Here is a 25235-nt window from a genome sequence, read left to right on the forward strand (position 1 = left end):
TCACCCGCCCCAACGCCGAGGACCGCCCAGGTGAACACCCCGCCCACTTGTCACAAGGTCCGGCGAACAGCTCCGTTTCCCCTGGTAAAAGCCCGTGAGTACTTTGGGTGGCTATAGCACCACAAAGCACTCACGGGACCTGACCAGGGAAAACGGTGCGCATAGCAGTGGGGGCCGCGGTTCCCACCGGAAACCGCGGCCACCACCGGCACCGGGTCAGCTCTCGGTGCACTGCTTGGCGCGGGTGACCTCGCAGACCTGGCGGACGCTGTCGAAGGTCGCGTCGTCGGCGGGGGCGAAGCCCCAGTAGCCGCCGATCTCGCAGTCGTCGGTGCAGAACCCGTTGGCCTTCAGGTAGTCCGCGTTGGCCTTGGTGCGGAAGGCCTGGACCACCTTCTCCTTCAACGCCGGGTCGAGGTCGTCGGAGATCGCCGCCGGCGACCCGGGGATCACCTCCGAGCGCCACACCACCCGCAGCGCGCCCGGCTGGAGGTTGCCCTTCTCCGGCAGCAGCTTGTCCACCATGGTGTCGTAGGCGAAGCCCGCATCGCACTGCCGGCTCTGCACCGCCAGCGCGGAGGCGTCGTGCCCACCGGCCATCACCGGCCGCACGTCGCGCTCGACGTCGACCCCCGCGGTCCGCAGCGCGGCCTTCGGGTAGAGGTAGCCGGAGGTCGAGTTCGGGTCGACGAAGCACACCTGCTTGCCGCCGAACTCCTCGATGCGCTGGATCGGCGAGTCGGCCCGCACGAGCCCGTAGGCGCGGTAGCCGGGCACGCTGCCCGGCGTCTCGACCTGCGCGCCGACCGGCGTGACCCGCACCCCGCTGTTGCGCGCCACCACGTAGGACAGCGGCCCGTACATGGCGATGTCGATCTTCCCGGTGCGCTGGCCCTCGATGACGGCGGCGTAGTCGGTGGCCTTCTCCACCCGGATCTTCTTGCCGGTCTCCGCCGCCAGCAGGTCCACCAGCGGCTTGAACTCCTGCTCCAGGCTGGTGGACTCCTCCGACGGGATCGAGGCGAACACCAGCTCGTCCGGGTTGCGCGCGCCGGTGTCGCTCGCCGCGCTCGGGCCGCAGGCGGCGAGCCCCAGCGGCAGCGCCGCGCAGGCGAGGACGGCGAGCAGCCGCCGGGAAACGTTGAGCATTGCTGGTCCTCCGATCGCGAAGTTGCGCCGAAAGAGTGCGCAAGACAGGTGGAGGAGCCGTCGGCTGCGGGTTACGCGCAGCGGAACGCTGCGGGACGCTCTGCCGCATCTGACCCCACAACTCGGGTAGGTTGCGGGTCCGTGATCGAGATCGATTCCGCCTTCGTCACCGAACCGCGCGCCACCTACGCCCGCCTCCGCGAACAGGGCCCGGTGCACCGGGCCACCGCCCCGGACGGCACGTCGGTCTGGCTGGTCACCCGCTACGCCGACGTCCGCGCGGCGCTGGCCGATCCGCGGCTGTCGCTGGACAAGGCGAACTCGAACGGCGGCTACCGGGGCTTCTCGCTGCCGCCCGCGCTCGACGCGAACCTGCTGAACATGGACGCCCCGGAGCACACCAGGCTGCGCCGCACCATCGGCAAGGCCTTCGCCCCGCGCCGGATCGAGCCGCTGCGCCCCCGCGTCCAGCAGCTCGCCGACGCCCTGCTCGACGAGCTGGCTGGGCAGCGGGAGGCGGATCTGATGCCGTCCTACTGCGGTCCGCTGCCGATCGCGGTGATCTGCGAGCTGCTCGGCGTCGGCGAGGCCGACCGGCCGGATTTCCGCGCCTGGACCGACGGCATGCTCGCCCCGGAAACCCCTGATCAGGCCCGCGACTCCCTCGCCGCGCTGCACGCCTACCTGCTCGACCTGATCGCGGAGAAGCGCGCCGAACCCGGCCCGGACTTCCTCAGCGCGCTGGTCGGACTGCGCGACGAGGAGGACCGGCTCACCGAGGACGAACTCACCTCGGCGGCGTTCCTGGTGCTGTTCGCCGGCTACGAGAACACGGTGAACCTGCTGGGCAACGGCCTGATCGCGCTGCTGACCGACCCGGCGGCGCTGACCGCGGCCTGCCGGGGCATCTCACCGACCACTGTGGACGAACTCCTCCGCTACGACCCGCCGCCCCAGCTGGCGATCCGCCGGTTCCCGCGGCAGGACGTGGAGATCGGCGGCGTGACCGTCCCGGCGGGCGAAACCGTCCTGCTGTCGCTGGTCTCCGCGCACCACGACCCCGCCCGCTACCCGGCCCCGGAACGCCTCGACCTCGACCGGGCGGACAACCCGCACCTGGCCTTCGGCCACGGACCGCACTACTGCCTCGGCGCCGCCCTGGCCCGGATGGAAGCCGAGATCGCGCTGAACGCGCTGCTCAGCCGCTTCCCGGACCTGGCCCTGGCAGTCCCGGAACAAGACCTCCAGTGGCGGAACTCCTTCCGCAACCGAGGCCTCCGCACCCTCCCGGTCACCCTGACCTGACCGGGTCCAGCACGCGATTTCAATGGAAATCAGATCTTCGATTTCAATGGAAATTGCGCGCCGTCGGCGTGTCAGGCACCCGACACGCCGACGGCGCGTCGGGATCCACGCAATTTCAATTGAAATCAGACGTCCGATTTCAATTGAAATCGCGGCGTACCGTGGAGGATGTGATGCGAGCGTCGCACCGGATCCGGATCGGCACCTCCGGCTGGGTCTACGGGCCGTGGCACGGCCCGTTCTACCCGCGCGACCTGCGCCGCGGCGGCGAGCTCGAATACCTGTCCCAACACCTCGGCTCCACGGAGATCAACGCGTCCTTCTACTCCCTGCAACGCCCCGAGCACTACCGGCGCTGGGCCGAGCAGACCCCGGACGACTTCCTGTTCGCGGTCAAGGGAAGCCGCTTCATCACCCACATGAAGAAGCTCCGCGACGCGGAAGTACCGCTGGCCAACTTCTTCGCCAGCGGCGTGCTGGCCCTCGGCCGCAAGCTCGGCCCGCTGCTCTGGCAGCTCCCGCCGTCGCTGCCGTTCGACGCCGACCGCCTCACGACGTTCTTCCGCCTCCTCCCGCGCAGCACGGGGGCAGCCGCCGAACTGGCCGCCCGCCACGACGAACGCCTGGCCGGACGAGCCCTCACCGAAACCGACACCGACCAACCGATGCGCCACGCCCTGGAAGTCCGCCACCCCAGCTTCGCCGACCCCGAGCCGGTGGAACTGCTCCGCGAGCACGACATCGGCCTGGTCGTGGCGGACGCGGCGGGCGACTGGCCGCACCTGGAAGACGTCACCAGCGACTTCGTCTACCTCCGCTTCCACGGCGCGGAAGAGCTCTACTCGAGCGGCTACACCCCGGACGACCTGGACCGCTGGGCGAAGCTGATCAAGGCCTGGCACGCGGGGAAGTCCCCGAGGACATCCCACACGGTGGCCCCGCCGGCCTCGGAGTCGCGCGGCCGGGACGTCTACGCCTACTTCGACAACGACGTGAAGGCCTACGCCCCGGCGGACGCCCTATCCCTCGCCGAGCGCTGCACCTGAGGAGGTACCGGGCAGTTCCTGGCGGTCGCCGAAGCGGTCGCGCACCAGCTGCGCCAGGTCGCGGTGACCGTGTGCCGCCAGCGCCTCTGCCAGCCGGTGGCTGAGCGCCGCCCGCTCATCATCGCTGGCCAGGCGCTCGATAGCGGCGAAGACGTGCTGCTCGGCGCCGACTTCGAACTCCTCCGCCACGAACGAGTGCACCGGGTGGATCCAGTTCGGCGCATCGCCGTCCGGCTCCGGGATCCGCCGGTCGTGCGCGGCGGCGGTCAGCTTGCGCAGGTTGCTGATCTGGCGCACGGCTTCGTCGAGATCGCCGTCCTCGCGCCGCGCGAGCCACCAGACCAGCGCACTGCCCGGCGACTGCAGCACCTCCTCGGCGAAGTACGCGCGCTTCTTCCGCTCGTGAGCGCGCTTGCGCTCCCAGAGCTCTTCGTCCTTGCGGGCGGCGGCCAACTGGCGCAACCGCTCGGCATCGGCGTCCGGCAGCGCCAGCCGGACATCGCTCGCCCAGGCCACGACGTGCCCGGACTTGTCCGAGCGAGGTGTGCCGAGCAGGGCGTTCAGCCGGTGCTGCGCCAGCTCGCCGTCCTCCGGCGAGGTCTCCGCGACCACCTCACCCGCCTGCTCCAGCACCAGTTCCACCGCCAGCCCGCCCGGATTCGCGTGCGGCAGCCCCGGCGCATCGGGCTTGACGTACCAGAAGATCGTGCCGGAGAAGGAGAACCGGTACTCCGGGTGCGCGCTGCGCAGCGGTGTCCCGGACACCGGGTGCTCGGTCGGCTTCGGTGCCGCGGGCGTCTCGACGGGCGCCTCCACCGGCGGCGCGGGCCTGCGCCCCACGCGCCCCAGCAGCCACCAGCTGACGGCCCACGGCCCGGCGATCGTCAGGACCACCAGCGCCACCCACAGCCACGTGGGCCACCCGTAGCGCAGCCCGAGCAGGACCCAGATCAGCGCCCCGATCACCGACACGACCTTGACGGCAGTGCGTTGATCCTGATTCATCGCGCTTTCCTCCACACACCGGTCTGATGCCATCCAACTGACTACCGGGTGATGAGCCCGCTGCGAACGATCCAGCCGGTTTTGCCCTCGAACAGAGCACTAGAACGCCAGGAACACCGCGGTGGCGTCGTCGTGGTGCTTTTCGCGCGGCGGTTTCGGGGCCGCTGCTTCCGCTTTCCGGACCTGGGCGATGAGTTCGGTCGGGCCTGCCTTCTCCAGCAGGTCCAGGAGGTCCGGCCAGTTCCCGAGGGCGTACATGTCCACGTAGCGGGAGGCGCCGTCGCTGAGCAGGGCCGCTCGGCCGACGTCGCGCAGGGTGCCTTGGAGCGCTTCGTAGGCCGCTTCGGGTTTCGTGCTCGCCACCCAGAAGCCGCCGGGCTGGTTGCGCAGGTCGCGCACCGCTTGCTGCGTGTAGCTCGGGAGGCGGTCCACGCGGTCGTCGACGATCGCGCCGTGGTCGAAGACGATCGGGCTGTCCGCGAGCACCAGGTACTCGATCTCCTCGCCCGCCCGCAGGATCGACACCGTCGACGACGGGCTGGACGGGTTGCGCAGGTCGCAGGTGTCCGCGTGCGCCGCGCAGGTCGACTCGACGGCCTCCGCCAGCAGATCCGCCAGCGGGCGGTCCGAGGCCGGGAGCCGCCGGGCGAGCTCGGCACCGAGGCGGTGCACCAGCCACGGCACGTCGTGCGCGCATCCGCTGTCCACATCGGACGGTGCGGTCGCGCCGTCGAGGACGAAGGCCCAGTCCGGGCCGACGGCGTGGTAGTCCTCGTTCACACGCCCCGGCGTCGCCAGCGTCGCGCAGGTCGCCTGCACGGTCAGCTACCCGGAAGCTGATGCAGCGCCGTCACCAGCGGCGCCAGCTCGGGCGTCTCGCAGGCCTCGGCGAGCGACTTCTCCAGGACCTCGTCGTGGGTCGGGCGCGCCTTCTCCAGCAGCTTGCGACCGGAGTCCGTGAGCTCGGTGTAGATGCCGCGGCGGTCGTCCTTGCACAGCACGCGGGTGAGCAGTTCCCGGTCTTCCAGCCTGCTGACCAGCCGGGTCGTCGCGCTGCTGCTCAACGCGGTGGCGCGGGCCAGCTGCTGCATCCGCATGTGCCACCCGTCCTGGCGGCTGAGCGCGTCGAGCACCGTGTACTCGACGACCGACAGGCCGCACTCGGCCTGCAGAGCCTTCTCCAGCGCCGTCTCAAGCCTGCCGTGCAGGGCCGCGAGCGTGCGCCAACCGCGCGCCCGGATCTCCACGGCGTCGTCAGCGATCCCCATCCCACACCTCCCGACCGTCATTCTACCAGCTCACGCAGCTATGGAGCGCGCGCAAATAACCACGCGGGTCAGCCCGTCGGATCCCACAACCCACTGGCCGCGCCGCGAGCGAGGTGCTCGGCGTAAACGCCGACCTTCCACGCGATGAGCGAACGGCACTCCTCCAGAGCCGCCATCTGCGCGTCGACGCGCTGCCGGTGGGCGTCGAGCAGCCGCAGGCGTTCTGCCTCGTTACCCGGTCCGCACCGCACCAGCTCGGCGAACCGCTTGAGGTCGGCCAGCGGCATCCCGGACTCCCGGAGCTTGACGCAGATCAGCAACCAATCGACATCGGCACCGGTGTAGCGCCGCCGCCCGCCAGCGGTGCGTTCGACGGGCCCGACCAGCAGCCCTTCCCGCTCGTAGAAGCGCAACGCGTGCACGCTGAGCCCGGTCCGCTCGGCCACGTCACCGATGCTCAGCCGCTCCTCGACAGCCATGCCCGCCAGCCTAGGACTTGATCTAGAGCGCGCTCTAGCTCGTAGCGTCAGCGACATGACCGCCATCGATCAGCAACCGCTCGGCTCGCCCTTCTCCGCCTCCAGCACCGCCGAGGAGGTCACGGCCGGTCTCGACCTCCGCGGCGCGACCGCCGTGGTGACCGGCGGCTATTCCGGCCTCGGACTGGAGACCACGCGGAACCTGGCAGCCGCCGGAGCCCGGGTCATCGTCCCGGCACGCCGCCCCGACACCGCCCGCGCCGCGCTCGCGGGCCTCGCGGGCTGCGAGGTCGTTCCTCTGGACCTGACCGATCCCGCCAGCGTGCGCGCCGCGGCCGCGCGGATCCACGACTCCGTCGAGCGGATCGACCTCCTGATGGCGATCGCAGGCGTCATGGCCACCCCGGAACGCCACATCGGTCCCGGCTGGGAGAGCCAGCTCGCCGCCAACCACCTCGGGCACTTCACCCTCACCTGCGAGCTCTACCCGCTGCTGGCCGCCGGCGGCGCGCGCGTCGTGGTCAACAGCTCCGCTGGGCACACCTTGACCGACATCCGGTGGCACGACCCGCACTTCCGCACCGGCTACGACAAGTGGCTGGCCTACGGCCAGGCCAAGACGGCCAACGCCCTGTTCGCCGTGCACCTGGACGTCCTCGGGCGCGACGACGGCGTCCGCGCGTTCGCCCTCCACCCGGGCAAGATCATCACCGGCCTCCAGCGCGAGATGGCCCACCAGGAGCAGATCGACCGGGGCTGGGTGGACGAGCACGGCAACGTGATCGGCGCCGACTTCAAAACGCCCTCCCAAGGCTCTGCAACCGGCCTGTGGGCAGCCACCTCCCCGCTCCTCGACGACCGAGGTGGCCTCTACCTCGAAGACTGCGAAGTGGCGAGCACCTCCACCCCCGACCAGCACATGGACGAAGGAGGAGTCCGCGAATACGCCATCGACCCGGATTCAGCGGCCCGCCTCTGGGACCTCTCCCTCGCAACAACCGGAGCCACCCCGATCCCCCGATGACCAGTCGTGCTCAACGAGCCGGGTGCAGACAATGCAAATTCTCCTGCAGCAAATCCCGAACACGTGGCCATTTCCAATGAACGGCAAGCGACCCGACCGAATTTCCGCGCAGATCCGCCGATGCGCCAACGACATCGGAGTTCCGCGCTTCTCCGCGTCGTCCACCTGCTGGCCGAACACCGGGCATTGCGTAGCCGCGCATCGGCTCGCTCCGATACCGTTCCGCCGGAATGAAGAGCCCGGCTGCCGACGCAGCGGCAGCCGACCACGGCGGGAGCGGGTATGCCGCAGCGAATATGGCTCGATGTGCCGTTCGCGGAGAAGGACGAGGCCAAAGCACGCGGGGCGCGGTGGGATCCGACGGCGAAGCGCTGGTACGCGCCGCGCCCGGGCATCGCCGAACTTGGGCGCTGGGCAGCCCTGCCCGGCGTCCCGGATCCGCTGCCCGGCGAGGACCGCGCGTTCGGGTCAGGGCTGTTCGTGGATCTGGTGCCCTCGTCGTGCTGGTTCACCAACGTGCGGTCGTGCGTGGCCGAGCGCGACTGGGAGCGGTTGCGGCGGATGATCACCGGGCGGGCCGGGCAGCGCTGCGAGATCTGCCTGCGCGGCGAGGATCGCGGCACCCGGCGCTGGCTGGAGGCGCACGAGCGCTGGGCCTACGACGACAGCACCCGCACCCAGGTGCTGCGCCGCCTGATCTGCGTGTGCACCGACTGCCACACGACCACCCACTTCGGGCTCGCCCAGGTCAGGGGGATCGACGACCGAGCGCTGGCACACCTGCGCGAGGTCACCGGGATGTCAGCGCTCGAAGCCGACGAGCACGTCGGAGCGGCCTTCGACCTGTGGCGCAGGCGCTCGGTGACGGAGTGGGAGCTCGACCTGAGCATCCTCACCGACGCCGGGATCACCGTCACCCCGCCCCCGACCGCCGCGGATCGCGCCGCCGTCGCCGAGCGGACGCTCCACGTGCAGCGCGATCACGAGCCCAGGCGGTAGAAGCCGGTGAGGTGCGGGGTGTACTTCATGTCCGGGCCCAGGCCGGCGCGAACGCGGTCGTCCGGGTCTCCGAAGACCTCGAAGTCCTGGACGACGCAGTGCTCCATCACGCCCTGGATGTAGGGATCGGCGAGCTCCCAGTGCCGGAGGATCGCGTCGGAATCGGCGTAGAGCTGGAAGCTGGTGCACTCCGAGCGGTCCTCGTCGATGAAGACCTCCACCATGAGCTGCGGGCCGTGCTCGGTGGCGAAGTCCACCGCCTCCCGGATCGCCGCCTTGAACTCCACCAGGTGGCCGTCGGTGATCCGCATGGTGTTCCGGAACAGGATCGGCGCGTTCGTCTCGGTCATGCAGCGATCTTGCGACCTCCACCATGCTGGAGGTCAAGGGCCGCGGCGCGCGGCATACATAAGAACGGGATCCCGCAGCCAGGCGGCCTCTGAGGTTCCGCTACCCGCACTGCCACGCAAAACGAGCCTGGAACCCGTATTTCAGTGGTCGTCGTCGCGGAAGAACATCTCTTCCAGGTGGTCGGCCGTTTCCGCGATGAAGTTCAGCGGGTCGGTGAACTCGTTGATGTCCAGGTTCAGCAGCGGGACCGAGTGGCGGAGCAGGACGTGGTCGCCCATGATCACCGCTCCGCAGACCACCGAGACCTGGCCCAGCTCCCACAGCAGCTTCTGCAGGTCCACGTCGGCCGCGCGGCCGATCACCGAGACCACCTGCACCCAGTCCTCGCGGCCGTCGAGCCGCTCCCGGTAGATGATGACGATCTGGCTTCGGTCGTCCTCGTACTCGACGAGGACCCGGATCTCGTCGTCGCCGTCCTCGATGATCCGGTACTCGGTCTCGGTGTCCACGTCCTCGGCCACGGCGTACTCGGCCCGGACGAACGCCGCGAGATCTTCCCAGGTCGCCACGCAACCTCCCCAGTCGCAAAGCCGCGCTCCCCGCGCGATTTCCGACCGCGATCGTGCCACGACCGCCCGTCACGCGGGCGCGTTTTCCGCCCAAGCGGTGACGGGCGGCGGATCAGACCCGGGCGAACAGGACGTACGCCTCCACACCGCCCTTGTCGTTCGCGGTCGCGGAGAAGTGCTCGACCCGCCAGCCGACCGCCTCGATCGCCTCGATCCGCTCCGCCCACGGGTCGATCGCATCGTCCTTGGTGCTGCTCAGCGCGATCAACCGAGCCACGAACCTGGTCCGCCCCGCAGCGCGCGCTTCGGTCGCCAGCTCGCCGAGATCGGCCGCGCTGTTCTTGAAGAGTCCCATGCCGGACATCAAACCAGGCCCGGCGGCCGGCCCAATCTTGCCAATGACCATTGACACGATCGGCGATGTCATCGATCCTGGTAGCCGTTACCCCGGGTAACACCTACCCACCGGGTGGGGATCGCCTCCGTCGTCACCCCGCAGGGAGCCCTCATGACCAGCAGCATCACCAAGGACGACGAGACCCCGCAGCACGAAGACCGGCACGACATGGCCGACCGGCTGCTGCGCTCGTCGGAGATCCTGTCCTACGACCCGGTCCAGGAAGTGGACTGGGAGACGCCGCTCGACACCGACTACCACGGGACCAGCCCCGAGTGGAGCACCCTGTACGGGACGGCGTACTGGGCGGAGATGACGCCGGAGCAGCAGCGGGAGCTGACCCGCCAGGAGGCCGCGTCGGTGGCCAGCACCGGCATCTGGTTCGAGATGATCCTGCAGCAGATGGTGCTGCGGGACTTCTACGCCAAGGACCCGACCGACCCGGCCTTCCAGTGGGCGCTGACCGAGATCGCCGACGAGTGCCGGCACTCGATCATGTTCGCCCGCGGGGCCGCGAAGCTGCGCGCGCCCGCCTACCGGCCGACCCGCCTGGTGGTGGAGCTGGGCCGCGTGTTCAAGACGCTCGCCTTCGGCGAGGCCGCCTACGCCGCGATCCTGGTCGCCGAGGAGGTCCTCGACGTCATGCAGCGCGACTGGATGCGCGACGAGCGGGTGGTGCCGTTCGTGCGGACGGTGAACAACATCCACGTCGTGGAGGAATCGCGGCACATGAAGTTCGCCCGCGAGGAGACCAAGGCGCGGCTGGAGGGCGCGAGCTGGCTGCGGCGGCAGATCAACGCCGTGGTGGTCGCCGGTGCCTCCTACTTCATCGTCACCAGCATGTGGAACAAGAAGGTGTACGAGAACGCGGGCCTGGACAGCAAGCGCGCCATCCGCGAGGCCAAGGCCAACGAGCACCACAAGTCCATGCTGCGCTCCAGCTGCGCCGGGCTGATGGAGTTCCTCAACTCCGCCGGCCTGCTCACCAAGGCCTCGCACTGGTTCTACAAGCGCGCCAACCTGATCTGAGCGGTCGTCCCCCGAACTCGTCCGCACAGCGGTGCGGGCAGCGGAACCTCAGGCGTCGCCCGGCACCCCGCGAGCGGGTTGCCCCGCCGGGCGGCGCCTGAGACCCGCAGCGGTGCACGTCGAGCCGCGCGTGCGGTTCCCGCAGCCGGAAAGGATCCCCGAACCCCATGCCGTACGCGATCACCCAGACGTGCTGCAACGACGCGACCTGCGTGAAGGTCTGCCCGGTCAACTGCATCCACCCGACGCCGGACGAGCCGGACTTCGGCACCACCGACATGCTCTACATCGACCCGGCCACCTGCATCGACTGCGGCGCGTGCGCCGATGCGTGCCCGGTCGACGCGATCTTCCCGGTGGAGCGCCTGACCAAGCAGCTGCGGCCCTACGCCGAGGTCAACGCCGCCTACTACGCGGATCAGGCCCCGGCGCAGCAGGACCCGACGCCGAACTTCCACCGCTGGGGCCCACCGGTGTTCCACCGCGACATCCCCAGCGACTTCGCGCCGCTGGACGTCGCGGTCGTGGGCACCGGGCCGGCCGGCATGTACGCGGTGGAAGACCTGCTGCTGCACACCAACTCCCGCGTCACGCTGATCGACCGGCTGCCGGTGGCCGGTGGCCTGGTGCGCTACGGCGTCGCTCCGGACCACCCGTCCACGAAGAAGATCGGCGAGGCCTTCAGCCGCTTCCACACGCACCCGAGGCTGCGCCTGCGCCTGGGCGTCGAGGTCGGCAAGGACGTCACCGCCGACGAGCTCGCGACCAAGCACGACGCCGTGATCTACGCCGTCGGCGCGTCATCGGCCCGCAGCCTCGGCATCCCCGGTGAGGACCTGCCCGGCAGCGTCGCGGCCACCGACGTGGTGGCCTGGTACAACGGCCACCCCGACGCCGGTGCGGTCGACCTCTCGGCGGAGCGGGTCGTCGTGGTGGGCAGCGGAAACGTGGCGCTCGACGTGGCCCGGATCCTCACCGCGGACCCGAAGTCCCTGGCGCGCACCACCATTTCGCCCGCCGCACTGGCGCAGCTCCGCTCCAGCAAGGTCCGCGAGGTGGTGCTGCTGGCCCGCCGCGGCCCGGATGCGGCCGCCTACACCGCCCCGGAACTGCTGGCGCTGACCCAGCAGGACGACGTCGACCTGGTCGTGGACGCCCACGACCCGCAGATCGCGGAAGAGATCGAAACAGCGGGCGCGAAAGCCGCGCTGCTCCAAGGGCTTCCGCGCGAAGCGGTCGACTGGTCGGCGCCGCCGCAGCACGGGAAGCGCCGCATCGTGCTCCGCTTCAACTCCGCTCCGCAGGAGATCCTCGGCGACACGCAGGTCCGCGCGCTGCGGGTCACCGGGGACGTGGAGATCGCCGCGGGGCGGGTGATCCGCGCGGTCGGCTACCGCGGCACCGAGCTCCCCGGGCTGCCCTTCGACGCCGGGACCGGGACCATCCCGCACGAGGGCGGCCGGGTCCGGCCGGGCACCTACGTCGTCGGCTGGATCAAGCGCGGACCGTCGGGCGGCATCGGCGCCAACCGGACCTGCGCGCAGGAAACCGTCGGCAGCCTCCTGGAAGACGCGGTCGCGGGCAGGCTGGCGAAGTGATCTGACGCGGAAAGCGCCGGGGGGGTGCTTTCCGCGTCAGGCCACGGGAGTGCCGATGCGCAGGCGGTTGCCGTCGGGATCGCGGAGCTCGACCTCCCGCGCCCACGGCGCTTCCTCGACCGGCACGGCGAACTCCGCGGCGATCGCGTCGACATCGCGCACGCGCAGGTAGATCAGGGTGTCCGGCCGGGCGTCGCCGCTGTGCTCGGACAGGAACAACCGCACCCGGCCGCGAGCGATCTCGACGAACGCCGGGAGGCCGGGCTCGAACCGGTGCTCCCACTCCTTGCCGAACCCGAGCCGCCGGTACCAGGCGACGGCCGCCGCGGCGTCCGCGACGTGCAGGATCGGGATGACTTCCTCGTCCACCACTCGCTCCTCACAGACCTGTTGCGGGCCAGGTGACCGCTCCCCACCCATCGAGCCGGACATCGGCCCGGCGGGCCGTGCCCTCAGCCTGGTAGACCGCCCGCTCCGCGGCCATCCAAGCGCGCAGGTGGTCTCTCGCGCCCTCACCGTCGCGCGCCACCGTGCGCGTCAGGCGCAACGCTTCCCCGTCTTCCACCCACACCAGCAGCGTGCTGAGGCCGTCGAACCGCCGGGCTCCGGCACCACAGCCTTCGACGATCAGGTGCTCGGCCTGCGGAACGTCGTGCCACTCGGCGTATTCGCCCGCGTGCCAGTCGTAGCGCTGGTAGCGGCCGTCCCGCCCGGCGGCCATCGGTTCGAGCACCTGCCGCCCGAGCCGGTCCACCCCGGCGAGCATGCCGTTCCACCCGTCGTAGAGGTCGTCCATGTGCACGATCTGCGCGGACAACGCCTCGGCGAGCTGGTCGGCGAGCGTCGTCTTGCCGGATCCAGCGGGCCCGTCGATGATCACCAGCCGCGTCGTCCCGAGCCGCGGCGCCGCCTTCGCCCTCCGCACGAGCCCGTCAAGCACTGCAGGACCAACGCTCACCGAACCTCCCGACGGAACACCGCGGCCATTCTCCCCGAAGCACGGGACGGATCTTCCGGACGGGCGCTTAGTGGCAGTTTCTGCCACTAAGCGTTACGATGGGCCCGTGCCCAGGCAAGCCCTCGACCGGAACGACCTGCTGGCGATCTCCCGCCGCTGCGCCGTGGTCTTCGCCGACGCCGGCGACTCCTCGCCCACCGTGGCGCAGCTCGCGGAGGCGGCCGGGATGTCGCAGCGGAGCTTCTACCGCTACTTCGCCACGAAGGAGGACTGCCTGCGGCCGGTCTTCGACGAGGGCAACCGGGCGTTCGCCGCCGCCCTCGCCGAGCAACCGCCGAACACCGGGCTGGCCGATGCCATGCTCCGGGCCTTCGACCTGACCTACGCGGCGAGCACCGACGAAGAAGCACGCGCGCTCATGGCCGCGGTCTTCGCCGACGACGTCCTGCGCAGGGTCTGGCTGCAAGCCACCTACGAGATCACCGAGCTGCTGAGGCCGAGCGTGGCCGCACTGCTCGGCGCCTCGGCCGACGATGTGCGCACCACGGTGGTGTGCGGGCAGGCGGCACTGCTGAACATCGTCGCGCTCGAACACTCGATCCGGGACGAAACCCCGCTGGCGGTCACGGCACGCGCCGCTGCCGCCGCGCTGTTCACCCCGGTTCCCTGATCCCGCCCGAACTACGACGAAGCAGGAGAACCATGGATCTGTCCAACAAGGCCGTCATCGTCACCGGCGGCGCTCGCGGGCTCGGCGCGGCGTTCGCACGCGGCATCGTGGCAGCGGGCGGGACGGTGATGATCGGGGACGTCCTCGAAACCGAGGCCGCCGCCGTGGCCGCCGATCTCGGCGAGTCCGCCCGATCGATGCACCTCGACGTCACCGATCCCGAGTCCTGGCAGGCGACCGTCGCCGCGACCGAGGAAGCGTTCGGATCGGTGACCGGGCTGGTGAACAACGCCGGGGCGGTCGCGTCGGGAGTCCGGCTCGTCGACGAGCCGCTCGACACCTTCCAGCGCGTCATCCAGACGAACCTCGTCGGCGTCCACATCGGAATCCAGGCCGTCGTGCCCGCGATGCGGCGCGCCGGCGGCGGCTCGATCGTCAACATCTCCTCGGCCGCGGGCCTGGTGGGCATGGAGCTGACCGGCGCGTACGGCGCGGCGAAGTGGGGCGTGCGCGGCATGACGAAGGTCGCCGCCGTCGAACTCGCGCCGGAGCGCATCCGGGTCAACTCGGTGCACCCGGGCATGGTGCTGACCCCCATGACCGCACCGACCGGGATCGTCACCGACGAGGGCGGTTTCCCCGCCGCACCGGCCGGCCGGGTCGGCCGCCCGGAGGAGCTCACCGGAGCGATCACCTACCTGCTCAGCGACAGCGCGAGCTACACGACGGGCGCGGAACTCGCCGTCGACGGCGGCTGGACGGCCGGCCCGCCCATGCCCGGCCGCTGAAGCCTCACGACGATTCGCCGGAGCCGTCCGCTCGGTGGAAAGGCCGGGGCTCGGCGTGACGTCGATCTCTGCGAAGATCGACACGCGTAGACCGAGGGGAGCACGGAATGGGCGACGGGCGCAGCAGACTCGACCTGCAGACCGATCGAGCGCACGGCGCGCGGATCTACGACTACATCCTCGGCGGCAAGGACAACTACTCCGCCGACCGCGCCGCCGCGGAAGCCACCCTGCAGGTCTGGCCCGCCCTCCCGGTGCACATGCGCGCCAACCGCGAGTTCATGCACCGCGCCGGCCGCTACCTGGCCACCGAGTGCGGCATCGACCAGTTCCTGGACATCGGCACCGGCATCCCCACCTCGCCGAACCTGCACGAGGTCGTGCAGGAGGTGCGCCCGGACGCGCGCATCGTCTACACCGACAACGACCCGATCGTCCTGGTGCACGCCCGCGCGCTGATGTCCAGCACCGAGCAGGGCCGCACCGCCTACGTCGACGCCGACCTGCGCGATCCGGACACCGTGCTGAACTCCCCGGAGTTCCGCGAAACCCTCGGCCCGAACCGCCCGATCGCCCTGCTGCTGATCGCGATAGTGCACTTCATCGAGGACGACGAGGAAGCCCTGACGGCCACCCGCCGGATCATCGACGTCCTGCCCGCGGGCAGCTACGTGGCGGCCACCATCGCCACCGCCGACTTCGCCCCGGAAGCGCTGGCCGAGGTCCGCCGGACCTACCGCGAGCACGGCGAAACGCTCCGCTTCCGCACCAAGGCCCAGGCCGCCCGCTTCTTCGACGGCCTGGAGCTGACCGAGCCGGGACTCGTCCAGATGCACAAGTGGCGTCCCGACGAGCACACGGAGCCGGCCGACGACACCGACATCGCCATGTACGCGGCCGTCGCCCGCAAGCCCTGAGCGGCGAGCCCCGGGCTCACTCCACCCGCCGTCCTCCGAGCAGGTCGCGACAGCAGGCGGCGAAGGCCTGCGCCCGGCTGGTCAGCCGCACGCCCTTGACCCGCGCGAGCGCGATCGGCAGCGGTGGCACGTCGTCGAGCAGCGGCAACCTGACGACGCGTCCGCCGTCGTAGGTGGTGTCGGTCCGGGGCTGCTGGTTGAGGATCGCGAAGCCGTGACCGGCGGCCACCAGCGAGCGCACCACCTCGTAGTTCGACGTCCGGTGGCGCACGAACGGCTCGACGCGGGTCCGCCGCACCAGCGACTGGAAGTACTCGCGGCTGTGCGGGAGATCCAGCAGCACCATCGGTTCGCCCGCGAGATCGGCCAGCCGCACCCCGGATGCGTGCCGCAGCCGGTGGTCCGGCGGCACGATCACGTGCGGCGGTGCGACCGCCAGCACCTCCCGTTCGAGGTTGTCGTCGAGATCGAGCTCGTAGAGCACCGCGAGCTCGCACGCACCGCTCAGCAGCGCCTCCTGCAGCTCGGCGGTCTGGCCTTCCAGGACCGACACCCGCACCTGCGGGTGCTGCGCGGCGAACTCCGCCAGCAGACCGGGCAGGTGGAACGGCGCGAGCGTCTGGAAGCACCCAACCACCACCTCTCCGACGAGGGACTCGCCGAGTCCTCGGGCGGCGTCGGCCAGTTCGCCCGCGTGAACCAGGAAACCGCGCAGTTCCTGGAAGAACCGCTCCCCCGCCCGCGTCAGCGCGAGCCCCTGCGCGTGCCGCCGGATCAGCAGCTGCACGCCGAGTTCCCGTTCCAGGTGAGCGACCGCCGTCGACACCGCCGACTGCGACACCACCAACCGCCTCGCCGCGGCCGTCATGCTGCCCAGCTCCGCCGCGGCTGCGAAGTAGCGGAGCTGGACCAGCGTGAACTGGGCCTGACCCGTCATCACGACCTCCCCGGTGGCACGCCGGTCATCAGCCGACCGGGCAGCCGGTGGCCTGCCGCGCGCACTCGGTGAGCAGGTGCTTGGCGGCGCCGCGCTCGACGGAGGTGTTGTTGCTCATCAGGTGCAGCCCCAGGCCGTCCTCCAGCGCGACCAGCGTCGCGGCGATCTCGCGCGCCGGTCGGGAGAAGGTGAACTCGCCGGTCGCGCGGCCGACCTCCAGCACCGCGTCGTAGAGCGCCACCTCGCGGTCGTACAGGCCGGTCATGAGCGCGGAGTGCGCGGAACTGCGCTCGGTGAGCCCGTGCATCTCGTAGAGCACGCGGGCGACCTCGTCGTCCCGCCCGGACGGCAGACCGGTCTCGATGGCCGCGGCGAGCTTGCCCGCCGCGCTCGCCTCCGCGTCCACGGCGTCGGCCCGGTGGCGGTAGAAGCGGTCGACCACCGTGCGGTGCACGTCGAACATCAGGTCTCCCAGCTCCGGGTAGTGGTAGAGCACCGATCCCGGCGAAACCCCCGCCTCCGCGGCGATGTCGCGGATGCGGACGTTGTCGCGCCCGCGTTCGTTGATCGCCCGCAGCGCTGCGCCGATGAGCTGTTCCCGCCGTGCCCGCTGTGTCCTCGTGAGTGCCACGTTAACCATTATTGATGCCCTGTTTCAATTTTTCCAATCTTCTTCTCGCCCATTGACATGCTGCTTTGCCGAAGCTTTGAATCTGCGTTCAAAGTTACCGGACGCGAGGAGAGACCATGCCAGCGTTCACCCACGAGCAGTGGCGCGAGGCCGCCGCGAAGCTCACCCCGCGCACCGACACGTTCATCGGCGGCCGGTTCACCGCGGCGCTCGACGGCCGCACCTTCCCGACCGTGGACCCCGCCACCGGCCGCGTCCTCGGTGAGGTCGCGGAGTGCGGCCCCGCCGACGTCGACGCCGCGGTGTCCGCCGCTCGCCGGTGCTTCGACTCCGAGGCCTGGTCGGCAGCGAGCCCCGCCGAGCGCAAGCGGGTGCTGCTGCGCCTGGCCGACCTGATCGACGAGCACCGCGCGGAGCTCGCCCTGCTCGACTCGATGGACATGGGCAAGCTCGTCACCGACGCCTACGACATCGACGTGCCGGGAGCCGCGGGGCTGTTCCGCTGGTACGCCGAGCTGATCGACAAGGACTACGGCGAGATCGCGCCGACCGCCGCCGGCGACCTGGCCCTGGTCCGCCGCGTCCCGCTCGGCGTCGTCGGCGCCGTCGTGCCGTGGAACTTCCCGTTGGACATGGCCGCCTGGAAGCTCGCCCCCGCGCTCGCGGCCGGGAACTCGGTGGTGCTCAAGCCCGCCGAGCAGTCCCCGCTCTCGGCGCTGCTGCTGGCCGAGCTGGCCGCCGAAGCGGGGCTTCCGGAAGGCGCGCTCAACGTCGTTCCCGGCTACGGCGAGGTCACCGGCCGCGCGCTGGGCCTGCACCCCGACGTCGACTGCATCGCGTTCACCGGATCGACCTCGGTCGGCAAGCTCTTCCTGCGCTACGCGGCCGAGTCGAACCTCAAGCAGGTGTGGCCGGAGTGCGGCGGCAAGAGCCCGAACCTGGTCTTCGCCGACTGCGCCGACCTGGAGGCGGCCGCCGAGGCGGCGTGCGCGGGGATCTTCTTCAACCAGGGCGAAGTCTGCTCGGCCAACTCGCGACTGCTCGCCGCTCGCGAGATCAAGGACGAGCTGGTCACCCGGATCGCCGAGCTGGCGGCGGGCTATGCGCCCGGCGACCCGCTCGACCCCGCGAGCCGGATGGGGCCGTTGGTCGACAAGGCCCACGCCGACCGCGTCGCCGGATTCATCGAGGACGGCAGGGGCGAAGCCACGCTGGTCACCGGTGGCGGACGCCGCGACTGCTTCGTGGATCCGACGGTCTTCGACGACGTGGCACCGGGTTCGCGCATCGAGCGCGAGGAGATCTTCGGCCCCGTGCTCAGCGTGACCGCCTTCGACGACGAGGCGGAGGCGATCCGGCTGGCCAACGACAGCCGCTACGGCCTCGCGGCCTCCGTCTGGACCGCCGACCTCTCCCGCGCCGTGCGGGTCTCCGACGCCCTGCGCGCCGGAACCGTCTCGGTCAACACGGTCGACGCGCTGAGCCCGCAGACCCCGTTCGGCGGCTTCGGGCAATCCGGCTTCGGACGCGACCTGTCCGCGCACGCGATGGAGAAGTTCACCGGCCTGAAGACCACTTGGATCAAGTACTGAACCGCAGAAGCACCCGCACAGCAACAACTTTGAGGAGCACCATGTCCGTGGAGACGAACACCACCGAGGAACTGGCCAAGCGCCACCTGGTCATGAACTTCACCCCGGCGTCGAAGTACCGCGACGAGGGCCTGCCGATCTTCGTCCGCGGCGAGGGCTGCTACGTCCACGACGAGTCGGGCAAGCGCTACTTCGACGGGCTGGCCGGGTTGTTCTGCACCCAGCTGGGCTACTCGCACGGTGCGGAGGTCGGCGAAGCAGTCGCCCGGCAGATGAGCGAGCTCCCCTTCCAGACCACCTGGAGCGTCGCGCACCCGCCCGCGGCGAAGCTGGCCGCCGAACTGGCCGCGATCGCCCCCGGCGAGCTGAACCGGGTGTTCTTCACCTCCAGCGGCTCGGAGTCCAACGAGGCCGCCATCAAGCTGGCCCGGCAGTACCACATCAGCCGGGGCGAGCACGCACGGCGGAAGTTCGTCGCCCGCCGGGTCGCCTACCACGGCACCAGCTTCGGCGCCATGTCCCTCAACGGCATGGTGCAGGTGCGGAAGATGTTCGAGCCGCTCATGTCCGGCGTCCGGCACGTCTCCAACACCAAGCGGTACCAGCGGCCCGAGATCGAGACCGAAGCGGAGTTCACCGCATTCCTGCTGGCCGAGATCGAGGCGCTCGTCCAGCAGGAGGGCCCGGACACGATCGCGGCCATCATCCTGGAACCGCTGCAGAACGCCGGTGGCAGCCTCACCCCGCCTGCGGGCTACTTCCAGGGCGTGCGCGAGCTCTGCGACCGGCACGGAATCCTGCTGATCGCCGACGAGGTCATCACCGGGTTCGGCAGGCTCGGCGAGTGGTTCGGCTGCATCCGCTACGGGTTCCAGCCCGACATCATCACCTTCGCCAAGGGGATCGCCTCGGCCTACGTGCCGCTGGGCGGTCTGATCGCCGACGACCGGATCATCGAGACCGTCCTGGACGGTCCGGCGGGCATGTACAACCACGCGCTCACCTACGGCGGGCACCCGGTCGCCTGCGCGGCGGCACTGACCAACCTCGAGATCATGCGCCGGCTGGACGTGCTGGGCAACGTCAGGGCCACCAGCGCCACGTTCGCCGCCGAGCTCGAACGGCTCCGCGAGATCCCGATCGTCGGCGACATCCGCGGCGACGGCTACCACCGCAGCCTGGAGCTGGTCACCGACCGCGCCGCGAAGTCCTGGGCCTCCGAACGGCTCCCCGCAGGCGAGTTCGTCAACGATCACCTGGCCCCGGCCGCCGCCGAGGTCGGCGTGCTGTGCCGGCTCGCCGTCGACTCCGAGGGCAACCCGCTGCTGCAGCTCTCCCCGCCGCTGGTCGCCGACGCGGACGCCATCCGCGAGCTGGTCGGCCTGGTCGAGCAGGCCCTCACCCGGGCCGTAGCTTCAGGTGGCCTCCGGTGAACGGGCCCGACGGCCGCGCCGCAGCACCCGCTGCGGCGCGGCCCGAGCTCAGACGCGTCCTCGGACTGCCGTCGCTGTTCTTCTTCGGGCTGGCCTACATGGTCCCGCTCGCGGCCTTCACGACCTACGGGATCGTCACCGACGTGACCCGCGGGCACCTGCCCGCCGCGTACCTGGTCACGCTGGCCGCGATGGCGTTCACCGCGCTGAGCTACGCGAGCATGGTGCGCGCCTACCCCGTCGCCGGTTCCGCCTACACCTACACCCAGCAGTCCTTCGGCCCCGCCACCGGATTCCTCACCGGCTGGGCGCTTCTGCTGGACTACATCTTCCTGCCGACGATCAGCTACATCGTCATCGGCCTCTACCTGGGCATCGCGATTCCGGCGGTGCCCGCGTGGATCTGGATCCTGCTGGCGATCGCGCTGGTCACCGGGCTGAACGTGCTCGGCATCAAGCTGGTGACCGGCATGAACATGGTGCTGGTGGGCGCGCAGGGCGTGTTCATCGCGACGTTCCTGGTGATGAGCTACCTGACCGTCTCCGGGCGGTCGGCGGCGGCGGACCTGGTGGCCCCGTTCTTCAGCCCGGAGTTCTCGCTGACCGCGGTAGTGGCCGGTTCGGCCGTCCTCTGCCTGTCGTTCCTGGGCTTCGACGCGATCTCCACGCTCTCCGAGGAAGCCCGGAACCCGCGGACGTCGATTCCGCGGGCGATCGTCCTGTGCACGGTCTTCTGCGGCCTGCTGTTCGTCGTCATGTCCTGGGCGGGTCACCTGGTCTACCCGGACTGGCAGACGTTCACCGACCCCGACTCGGCCTCGGTCGAGGTCATGGCCCGCGCTGGCGGCGACTTCCTGGCGGCGTTCTTCACCGCCGCCTACGTCGCGGCGTGCTTCGCCTCGGCGATGGCGGCGCAGGGTGCGGTGTCCCGGATCCTGTTCTCCATGGGACGCGACGGCGCGCTGCCCGAGCGCGTCTTCGCCCGGGTCCACCCGGAGTACCGGACCCCGCACCTGGCCACCCTGGTGGTGGGCGCGATCTCCCTGCTGGCCTGCGTCATGTCGCTGGACCAGGCCGCCGCGCTGGTGAGCTTCGGCGCCCTCATCGCCTTCACCTTCGTCAACCTGAGCGTCATCAAGCACTACGCGATCGACCGCGGGAACCGCCGCGGCGCGGACCTCCTCCGCTACGTCATCGCACCCGGAATCGGCGTGGCCCTGACCATCTGGCTCTGGACCTCGCTGTCCCCGACGACCTTCGCCATCGGCCTGGCCTGGGTGGCGATCGGCTTCCTCCAGCTCCTCCGCCTCACCCGAGGTTTCAAACGACCAGCGCCCACCACGACCCACGAACCCTGAACCACCGCACCGTGCGCGCTCGCCCGAAGGAGCAGGCGCGCACGGTGCGCTTCTTCGTACCGCGGTTCTTCACCGGCTCCGACCACCGGCCATGCGAGAAAGCCGCTGCGGCTGCTTCGGCGAGTTCGCCCCCGGCTGCGAACGCAACGTCGTGAGCGGCGATGGCGGTTCTTCGCTCACGAGCGGACTACGCGCTGCAGCGGGCGCCTTCGGGCGGCGTTCGGAGGTTGATCAGGTAGTCGGCGACGATGTCGTCGACGCACTTGCTCTGGCCCAGCAGCGCGACGCCGTGCTGGGCGCCGTCCACCGTCAGCAGGCCGCCGCCCAGCACGCGGGCCAGGTTGACGCCGCCCTGGTACGGGGTGGCCGGATCGCCGGTGACGGAGACCGTCAGGGTCGGCGGCACGTCGACCGGGCCGGTGATCCACGGCTGCGGCATGGTCGGCCGCTCGGGCCAGGCCTCGCACTCGTGGTGCGATTCCGGCACCGGCCTGCCGGGGTCCGCGAACGGGACGGCGGCGCTGACCTGCCGGGCGAATTCGGTCTGCTCCGCGGGAGTGCGGCGCGGCGAGTCCATGCACCGGATCGCGTAGACCGCGTCGCCGGAGTTGCTGTACCGGCCGTCGGGTCCGCGCCCGGCGGAGATGTCGCGCTGCGCCAGCAGGAGGTCACCGCGTCCGGCGGCCAGCTCGGCGAGTCCTTCGGTGGCCTTCGGCCACAGCTTCGGGGAGTACAGCGCGCTCGTCACCGCGGTCAGGGCGTCGGAGTAGTTCAGGCCGCGACTGTCAGCGGTGGGTGCCGGTTTCTCCTGCAGGGGCCGCACGAGTGCTTGGAACGCTTCGGTCGCCCGGCCCGGGTCGGTGCCGAGCGGGCAATCGGCGCTGGTGGCGCAGTTCGCGGCGAACCTGTCGAAGGCCTGCTGGATCCCGGTCATCTGCGCGAGGTGGAACTCGGTCGTGTCGAGATCGGGGTCGATGGCGCCGTCGAGCGCCAGCGCGCGCACGTTCTGCGGGAAAGCCTCGGCGTACATCGCGCCCAGCTGGGTTCCGTAGCTCCAGCCCATGTAGGAGAGCTTCTCGTCGCCCAGCACGGCCCGCAGCACGTCCATGTCCCGCACGACATCGCTGGTGCCGAAGCTCGCCAGCGCCTGCGGACCACCGGAGCCCTCCGCGCAGCGCTGCGCCACCTGCCGGGCGGCCTGCTCGTCGGGAACGTCCGGCACGAGTTGGCCGGCGAAGTCCTCGCCGCGGTCCTTCTCGGCGTCGGTGTAGCAGTTGGCCTGCGGAGTGGACGCGCCCACGCCCCGTGGATCGAACCCGATCACGTCGAACCGCTCGCTCACCGGCCCCTCGGCCCACAGCTGCGCCACCTGTGCGACGAAGCTCATCCCCGATCCACCCGGGCCACCCGGGTTGACCAGCAACGATCCGATCTTCTCACCTCGCGCGGGCAGCCGCAGTAGGGCGACCTCGCCCCGCGGGCCGTCCGGATCGGCGTAGTCCAGCGGCACCTGCACCCGCGCGCAGTCGAAGCGGGTGTCGGCGAAGAGCTTCTCGTCCACCGCTGTCGTCGCGTAGGGCGCGCACGGCTCGAACGCGATCTGCTGACCGTAGAACTCCGTCAGGTCCGGTCCCGACTCCGCTGAGGCGGTGCAGCCGGTGAGGGCGAGCGACGCCGCCCCCAGGGCGATGAGCATCGCACGAACACGAAACACGTTGCCTCCTGGGAATGTTGCGGAAACTGCCGGAGACGCTAAGGAAACCACCTGGTGGCGCGGATCGCTCCAAAGACTCGAACTGCTCGACCGAAGTCGGAGCAAGAGTCAGTCCTCCGGGTGGAGGTGCTCGCGCGAACCACTGCCTGAGCTCGCCACGGGTCGCCATCCGGATCACCGGCACCCCCGGCAGCCACCTGGCCGCCGAGATCACCAATTGTGCGGACGCCGTTGGCGAAAGGTGCGAGTGCGGCCACTGCACGGGCACGGAGCACGGTTGGGTCGGAAAGATCCGCGTAGCCAGACGAGGAACACCAGAAGATCTGCGCAAGCTCGAGCAGGATGCCGACCAACGCTGGCGGGAGGAGTGCGCCAAGCAGGAGGCGAAGAAGCAGAAGAAGCCGAAAGCCACTCTGCCGCACAAGCGGGCGGCCATCGACACAGCCTGCTCCGACCTGGTCAAAGAGCTTCACCAGGAAGAACGGCGTGCCGAGCGGTCGCGCATCTCCAATGCGGGCTCGACCGGGAAGTACACCGCCCGACAAGGCAGCCCCGTGCTCGACAAAGCCTCCCGACGTGCAAACCCCGAGGAAGGGGCGCGCAGCTCCGCAGAAGGCACTGACGACCCCGAGCCGACACCAGAGGTTACCGATCGCTCCCTCTCCAATCCTGCCTCGGAAGCTGAGCGGGTCGAAGCGCTCGGCCACATGCTCGTGCAGGCCCTCAGCGAGGTCGAGAAGGACCTCGGACAACTCGGTCCCGGGACGCGCCGGGCCATGGCACACCACTTCTGGTGCGAATTGCTCGTGCAACTGGTGGTGGTCATCGAGGAGTCGAACCACCTGCTCGACTCGGTGCCCGGCATGGTGACCGACCGGATCGTTCGATCACGTCAGGAGAACGGCTTCGCCGGAGTTGAGCGGAAGGTGATCGCCGCCTGCGCAACGCAAGTCTGGAAACGGCTCATAGACGCGCTCGGGCTGGCTGTGATCAGCGATGCCAAGGTTTTGCTGCCCGCACTGCGCACGCTGGCGGTCCTGATGTGCAAGTCCCCACCACGGCACCCGGGACTCGTCGAGCATTGCGTTGACCCGCTGAAAGCCTTCTTCGTCGAAGAGACGAAGAAGCGCCTCAAGCACGTCTTCGAAGGTCTGGTCCCGCAGATCACAGCTGAGATCAACGGGGCGAATCCAGCCGCGCGGGCAGAAGGAAGCAGCGGGCAACCCATCAGCAGTGCCGGGAACTGAGCCGGTACCGCTCCCACGCGGTTGTCGGCGCGTCCTGGATGGTTCTGGCGGTGACCGTCTCAGAGCAGGGTGATGGGGTCGCCGATCTGCAGCTTGCCCGGGGTGGCGATGGTCGCCAGGGCGTCCAGGCGGGTGTCGTGGGCCTCGGCGATCGCTCGCAGCACCAGCGGGGAGCGGGGCAGGTCCTGCTGGGCTTCGTTGGTCATCGCGCACCGCTCGCTGGAGCGCACGAACTCGACGCGCAGCGCGTCGCCGATCGCCGCTGCGCTCCCGAACCACTCGTCCTCGACGAACGGCGGCGTGCCTGGCGGCGTGCGCACCAGCAGGTTCGGCCGGAAGCGCCGCTCGTCGACGGGAACTCCGGGAACCGCCGCACGAACCCAGTCGAGGGTGGCGGTGGTCAGGACGCTCAGCGGGAGCTGGTCGAAGTGCGAGACAGCGCCCTCACGCGCCACCTCGACGTCATCACGGTGCAGGTAGTCGCGGATGAAGGCGGTGGGATCAGGTACCGCGACGCCTTGCGGATCCAGCAGTTCCGGCTGGTCGTTGCGCTCGTCGTAGCGGGAGCGCAGCTCCAGCAGTCCGGGCATCCGGCGGAAGCGGCGCGTGTTCTTGCCCGAACCGAACTTGCCGTCGGCATCGCGCACCGCGAAGAGCCGGTCGCCCAGCAGTCCCCGCGCATCGACATCCACCCGCGGCAACGACTCACCACCGGTCGACTTGACCGGATACCGCCAGATCCGCTCGACAACACCAACGACCACAGTCACC

General features: G+C 70.3%; 27 protein-coding genes. 13 read left to right on the plus strand and 14 right to left on the minus strand.

Features of this window, described 5'->3' with window-relative positions; all coding sequences use genetic code 11:
• Nucleotides 1-216 precede the first annotated feature (216 nt).
• Nucleotides 217-1149 (minus strand): phosphate/phosphite/phosphonate ABC transporter substrate-binding protein, encoded by a 933-nt coding sequence (locus ATL45_RS07045; protein ID WP_093153377.1) that lies wholly within the window; start codon nucleotides 1147-1149, stop codon nucleotides 217-219.
• A 141-nt stretch (nucleotides 1150-1290) separates the two neighbouring features.
• On the opposite strand from ATL45_RS07045, the gene ATL45_RS07050 reads away from it, so the two are divergent.
• Nucleotides 1291-2454 carry a cytochrome P450 family protein gene (locus ATL45_RS07050; RefSeq protein WP_093153373.1) on the plus strand — a complete coding sequence of 388 codons (1164 nt, stop codon included), beginning with the start codon at nucleotides 1291-1293 and terminating at the stop codon, nucleotides 2452-2454.
• Nucleotides 2455-2627: 173 nt separating this feature from the next.
• Entirely contained in the window at nucleotides 2628-3500 is an 873-nt protein-coding gene (locus tag ATL45_RS07055) for a DUF72 domain-containing protein (protein WP_093153370.1), read from the plus strand.
• On the opposite strand, the gene ATL45_RS07060 is transcribed toward ATL45_RS07055, so the two are convergent.
• From ATL45_RS07060 to ATL45_RS07075, 4 genes are all read right to left on the minus strand, one after another.
• Nucleotides 3474-4505: a hypothetical protein gene (locus ATL45_RS07060; RefSeq protein ID WP_093153367.1), complete on the minus strand. Its 1032-nt coding sequence runs from the start codon at nucleotides 4503-4505 to the stop codon at nucleotides 3474-3476. The genes ATL45_RS07055 and ATL45_RS07060 overlap by 27 nt on opposite strands.
• 99 nt (nucleotides 4506-4604) lie before the next feature.
• A complete protein-coding gene (locus ATL45_RS07065) occupies nucleotides 4605-5324 on the minus strand; it encodes a protein phosphatase 2C domain-containing protein (RefSeq protein ID WP_093153364.1) in 720 nt (239 codons plus the stop codon).
• Nucleotides 5325-5326: 2 nt separating this feature from the next.
• Nucleotides 5327-5773, minus strand: coding sequence for a MarR family winged helix-turn-helix transcriptional regulator (locus tag ATL45_RS07070; protein ID WP_093153361.1), 447 nt, complete (start codon nucleotides 5771-5773; stop codon nucleotides 5327-5329).
• Between the two features lie 68 nt (nucleotides 5774-5841).
• A complete protein-coding gene (locus tag ATL45_RS07075) occupies nucleotides 5842-6252 on the minus strand; it encodes a MerR family transcriptional regulator (RefSeq protein ID WP_093153358.1) in 411 nt (136 codons plus the stop codon).
• A 55-nt stretch (nucleotides 6253-6307) separates the two neighbouring features.
• Between ATL45_RS07075 and ATL45_RS07080 the strand changes: the two genes are divergently transcribed.
• Entirely contained in the window at nucleotides 6308-7276 is a 969-nt protein-coding gene (locus ATL45_RS07080) for an SDR family NAD(P)-dependent oxidoreductase (RefSeq protein WP_093153355.1), read from the plus strand.
• A gap of 282 nt (nucleotides 7277-7558) precedes the next feature.
• Nucleotides 7559-8275, plus strand: a complete 717-nt coding sequence (locus ATL45_RS07085; RefSeq protein ID WP_093153352.1) for a DUF5710 domain-containing protein — start codon at nucleotides 7559-7561, stop codon at nucleotides 8273-8275.
• Here the strand turns inward: ATL45_RS07085 and ATL45_RS07090 are convergent.
• From ATL45_RS07090 to ATL45_RS07100, 3 genes are all read right to left on the minus strand, one after another.
• Nucleotides 8257-8625, minus strand: coding sequence for a hypothetical protein (locus tag ATL45_RS07090; protein ID WP_093153349.1), 369 nt, complete (start codon nucleotides 8623-8625; stop codon nucleotides 8257-8259). The two genes, ATL45_RS07085 and ATL45_RS07090, sit on opposite strands and share 19 nt — an antisense overlap.
• 141 nt (nucleotides 8626-8766) lie before the next feature.
• Nucleotides 8767-9195, minus strand: coding sequence for a hypothetical protein (locus tag ATL45_RS07095; protein ID WP_246025200.1), 429 nt, complete (start codon nucleotides 9193-9195; stop codon nucleotides 8767-8769).
• Nucleotides 9196-9307: 112 nt separating this feature from the next.
• The gene (locus ATL45_RS07100) at nucleotides 9308-9550 is read right to left on the minus strand and encodes a hypothetical protein (RefSeq protein ID WP_093153346.1); all 243 of its coding nucleotides are present in this window, start codon (nucleotides 9548-9550) and stop codon (nucleotides 9308-9310) included.
• A gap of 153 nt (nucleotides 9551-9703) precedes the next feature.
• Between ATL45_RS07100 and ATL45_RS07105 the strand changes: the two genes are divergently transcribed.
• The gene (locus ATL45_RS07105) at nucleotides 9704-10621 is read left to right on the plus strand and encodes an AurF N-oxygenase family protein (RefSeq protein WP_093153535.1); all 918 of its coding nucleotides are present in this window, start codon (nucleotides 9704-9706) and stop codon (nucleotides 10619-10621) included.
• A gap of 167 nt (nucleotides 10622-10788) precedes the next feature.
• Nucleotides 10789-12219 carry an FAD-dependent oxidoreductase gene (locus tag ATL45_RS07110; RefSeq protein WP_093153343.1) on the plus strand — a complete coding sequence of 477 codons (1431 nt, stop codon included), beginning with the start codon at nucleotides 10789-10791 and terminating at the stop codon, nucleotides 12217-12219.
• Nucleotides 12220-12255: 36 nt separating this feature from the next.
• On the opposite strand, the gene ATL45_RS07115 is transcribed toward ATL45_RS07110, so the two are convergent.
• Both ATL45_RS07115 and ATL45_RS07120 read right to left on the minus strand, forming a co-directional pair.
• On the minus strand, nucleotides 12256-12588 hold the full coding sequence (locus ATL45_RS07115) for a glyoxalase superfamily protein (protein ID WP_093153341.1): 333 nt from the start codon (nucleotides 12586-12588) through the stop codon (nucleotides 12256-12258).
• Between the two features lie 10 nt (nucleotides 12589-12598).
• The gene (locus ATL45_RS07120; protein WP_093153338.1) at nucleotides 12599-13177 is read right to left on the minus strand and encodes an nSTAND3 domain-containing NTPase; all 579 of its coding nucleotides are present in this window, start codon (nucleotides 13175-13177) and stop codon (nucleotides 12599-12601) included.
• A gap of 106 nt (nucleotides 13178-13283) precedes the next feature.
• On the opposite strand from ATL45_RS07120, the gene ATL45_RS07125 reads away from it, so the two are divergent.
• From ATL45_RS07125 to ATL45_RS07135, 3 genes are all read left to right on the plus strand, one after another.
• Complete coding sequence (locus tag ATL45_RS07125) at nucleotides 13284-13847, plus strand: TetR/AcrR family transcriptional regulator (RefSeq protein ID WP_170210186.1); 564 nt, start codon at nucleotides 13284-13286, stop codon at nucleotides 13845-13847.
• 32 nt (nucleotides 13848-13879) lie between these two features.
• Nucleotides 13880-14635, plus strand: a complete 756-nt coding sequence (locus tag ATL45_RS07130) for a glucose 1-dehydrogenase (protein ID WP_093153332.1) — start codon at nucleotides 13880-13882, stop codon at nucleotides 14633-14635.
• A gap of 107 nt (nucleotides 14636-14742) precedes the next feature.
• A complete protein-coding gene (locus ATL45_RS07135; RefSeq protein ID WP_093153329.1) occupies nucleotides 14743-15552 on the plus strand; it encodes an SAM-dependent methyltransferase in 810 nt (269 codons plus the stop codon).
• A gap of 16 nt (nucleotides 15553-15568) precedes the next feature.
• On the opposite strand, the gene ATL45_RS07140 is transcribed toward ATL45_RS07135, so the two are convergent.
• The gene (locus tag ATL45_RS07140; protein WP_093153326.1) at nucleotides 15569-16489 is read right to left on the minus strand and encodes a LysR substrate-binding domain-containing protein; all 921 of its coding nucleotides are present in this window, start codon (nucleotides 16487-16489) and stop codon (nucleotides 15569-15571) included.
• Between the two features lie 28 nt (nucleotides 16490-16517).
• Nucleotides 16518-17120, minus strand: coding sequence for a TetR/AcrR family transcriptional regulator (locus tag ATL45_RS07145; RefSeq protein WP_170210187.1), 603 nt, complete (start codon nucleotides 17118-17120; stop codon nucleotides 16518-16520).
• Between the two features lie 116 nt (nucleotides 17121-17236).
• Here ATL45_RS07145 and ATL45_RS07150 point away from each other — a divergent pair, with 116 nt between their 5' ends.
• From ATL45_RS07150 to ATL45_RS07160, 3 genes are read left to right on the plus strand one after another with little or no spacing between them, the layout of a single operon-like run.
• Entirely contained in the window at nucleotides 17237-18712 is a 1476-nt protein-coding gene (locus tag ATL45_RS07150; protein ID WP_093153320.1) for an aldehyde dehydrogenase family protein, read from the plus strand.
• A gap of 41 nt (nucleotides 18713-18753) precedes the next feature.
• Nucleotides 18754-20145, plus strand: a complete 1392-nt coding sequence (locus tag ATL45_RS07155) for an aspartate aminotransferase family protein (RefSeq protein WP_093153317.1) — start codon at nucleotides 18754-18756, stop codon at nucleotides 20143-20145.
• Nucleotides 20142-21503 carry an APC family permease gene (locus ATL45_RS07160; RefSeq protein WP_246025201.1) on the plus strand — a complete coding sequence of 454 codons (1362 nt, stop codon included), beginning with the start codon at nucleotides 20142-20144 and terminating at the stop codon, nucleotides 21501-21503. Before ATL45_RS07155 ends, ATL45_RS07160 begins: the two co-directional genes overlap by 4 nt.
• Nucleotides 21504-21690: 187 nt before the next feature.
• On the opposite strand, the gene ATL45_RS07165 is transcribed toward ATL45_RS07160, so the two are convergent.
• Nucleotides 21691-23217, minus strand: a complete 1527-nt coding sequence (locus ATL45_RS07165; protein WP_246025202.1) for an alpha/beta hydrolase — start codon at nucleotides 23215-23217, stop codon at nucleotides 21691-21693.
• Nucleotides 23218-23231: 14 nt separating this feature from the next.
• On the opposite strand from ATL45_RS07165, the gene ATL45_RS38335 reads away from it, so the two are divergent.
• On the plus strand, nucleotides 23232-24464 hold the full coding sequence (locus tag ATL45_RS38335) for a hypothetical protein (RefSeq protein WP_143121647.1): 1233 nt from the start codon (nucleotides 23232-23234) through the stop codon (nucleotides 24462-24464).
• Nucleotides 24465-24523: 59 nt separating this feature from the next.
• On the opposite strand, the gene ATL45_RS07175 is transcribed toward ATL45_RS38335, so the two are convergent.
• On the minus strand, nucleotides 24524-25234 hold the full coding sequence (locus ATL45_RS07175; RefSeq protein WP_093153308.1) for an MOSC domain-containing protein: 711 nt from the start codon (nucleotides 25232-25234) through the stop codon (nucleotides 24524-24526).
• Nucleotide 25235 lies beyond the last annotated feature (1 nt).

Origin of the sequence: Saccharopolyspora antimicrobica (assembly GCF_003635025.1) — a bacterium.
Lineage (GTDB): Bacteria > Actinomycetota > Actinomycetes > Mycobacteriales > Pseudonocardiaceae > Saccharopolyspora > Saccharopolyspora antimicrobica.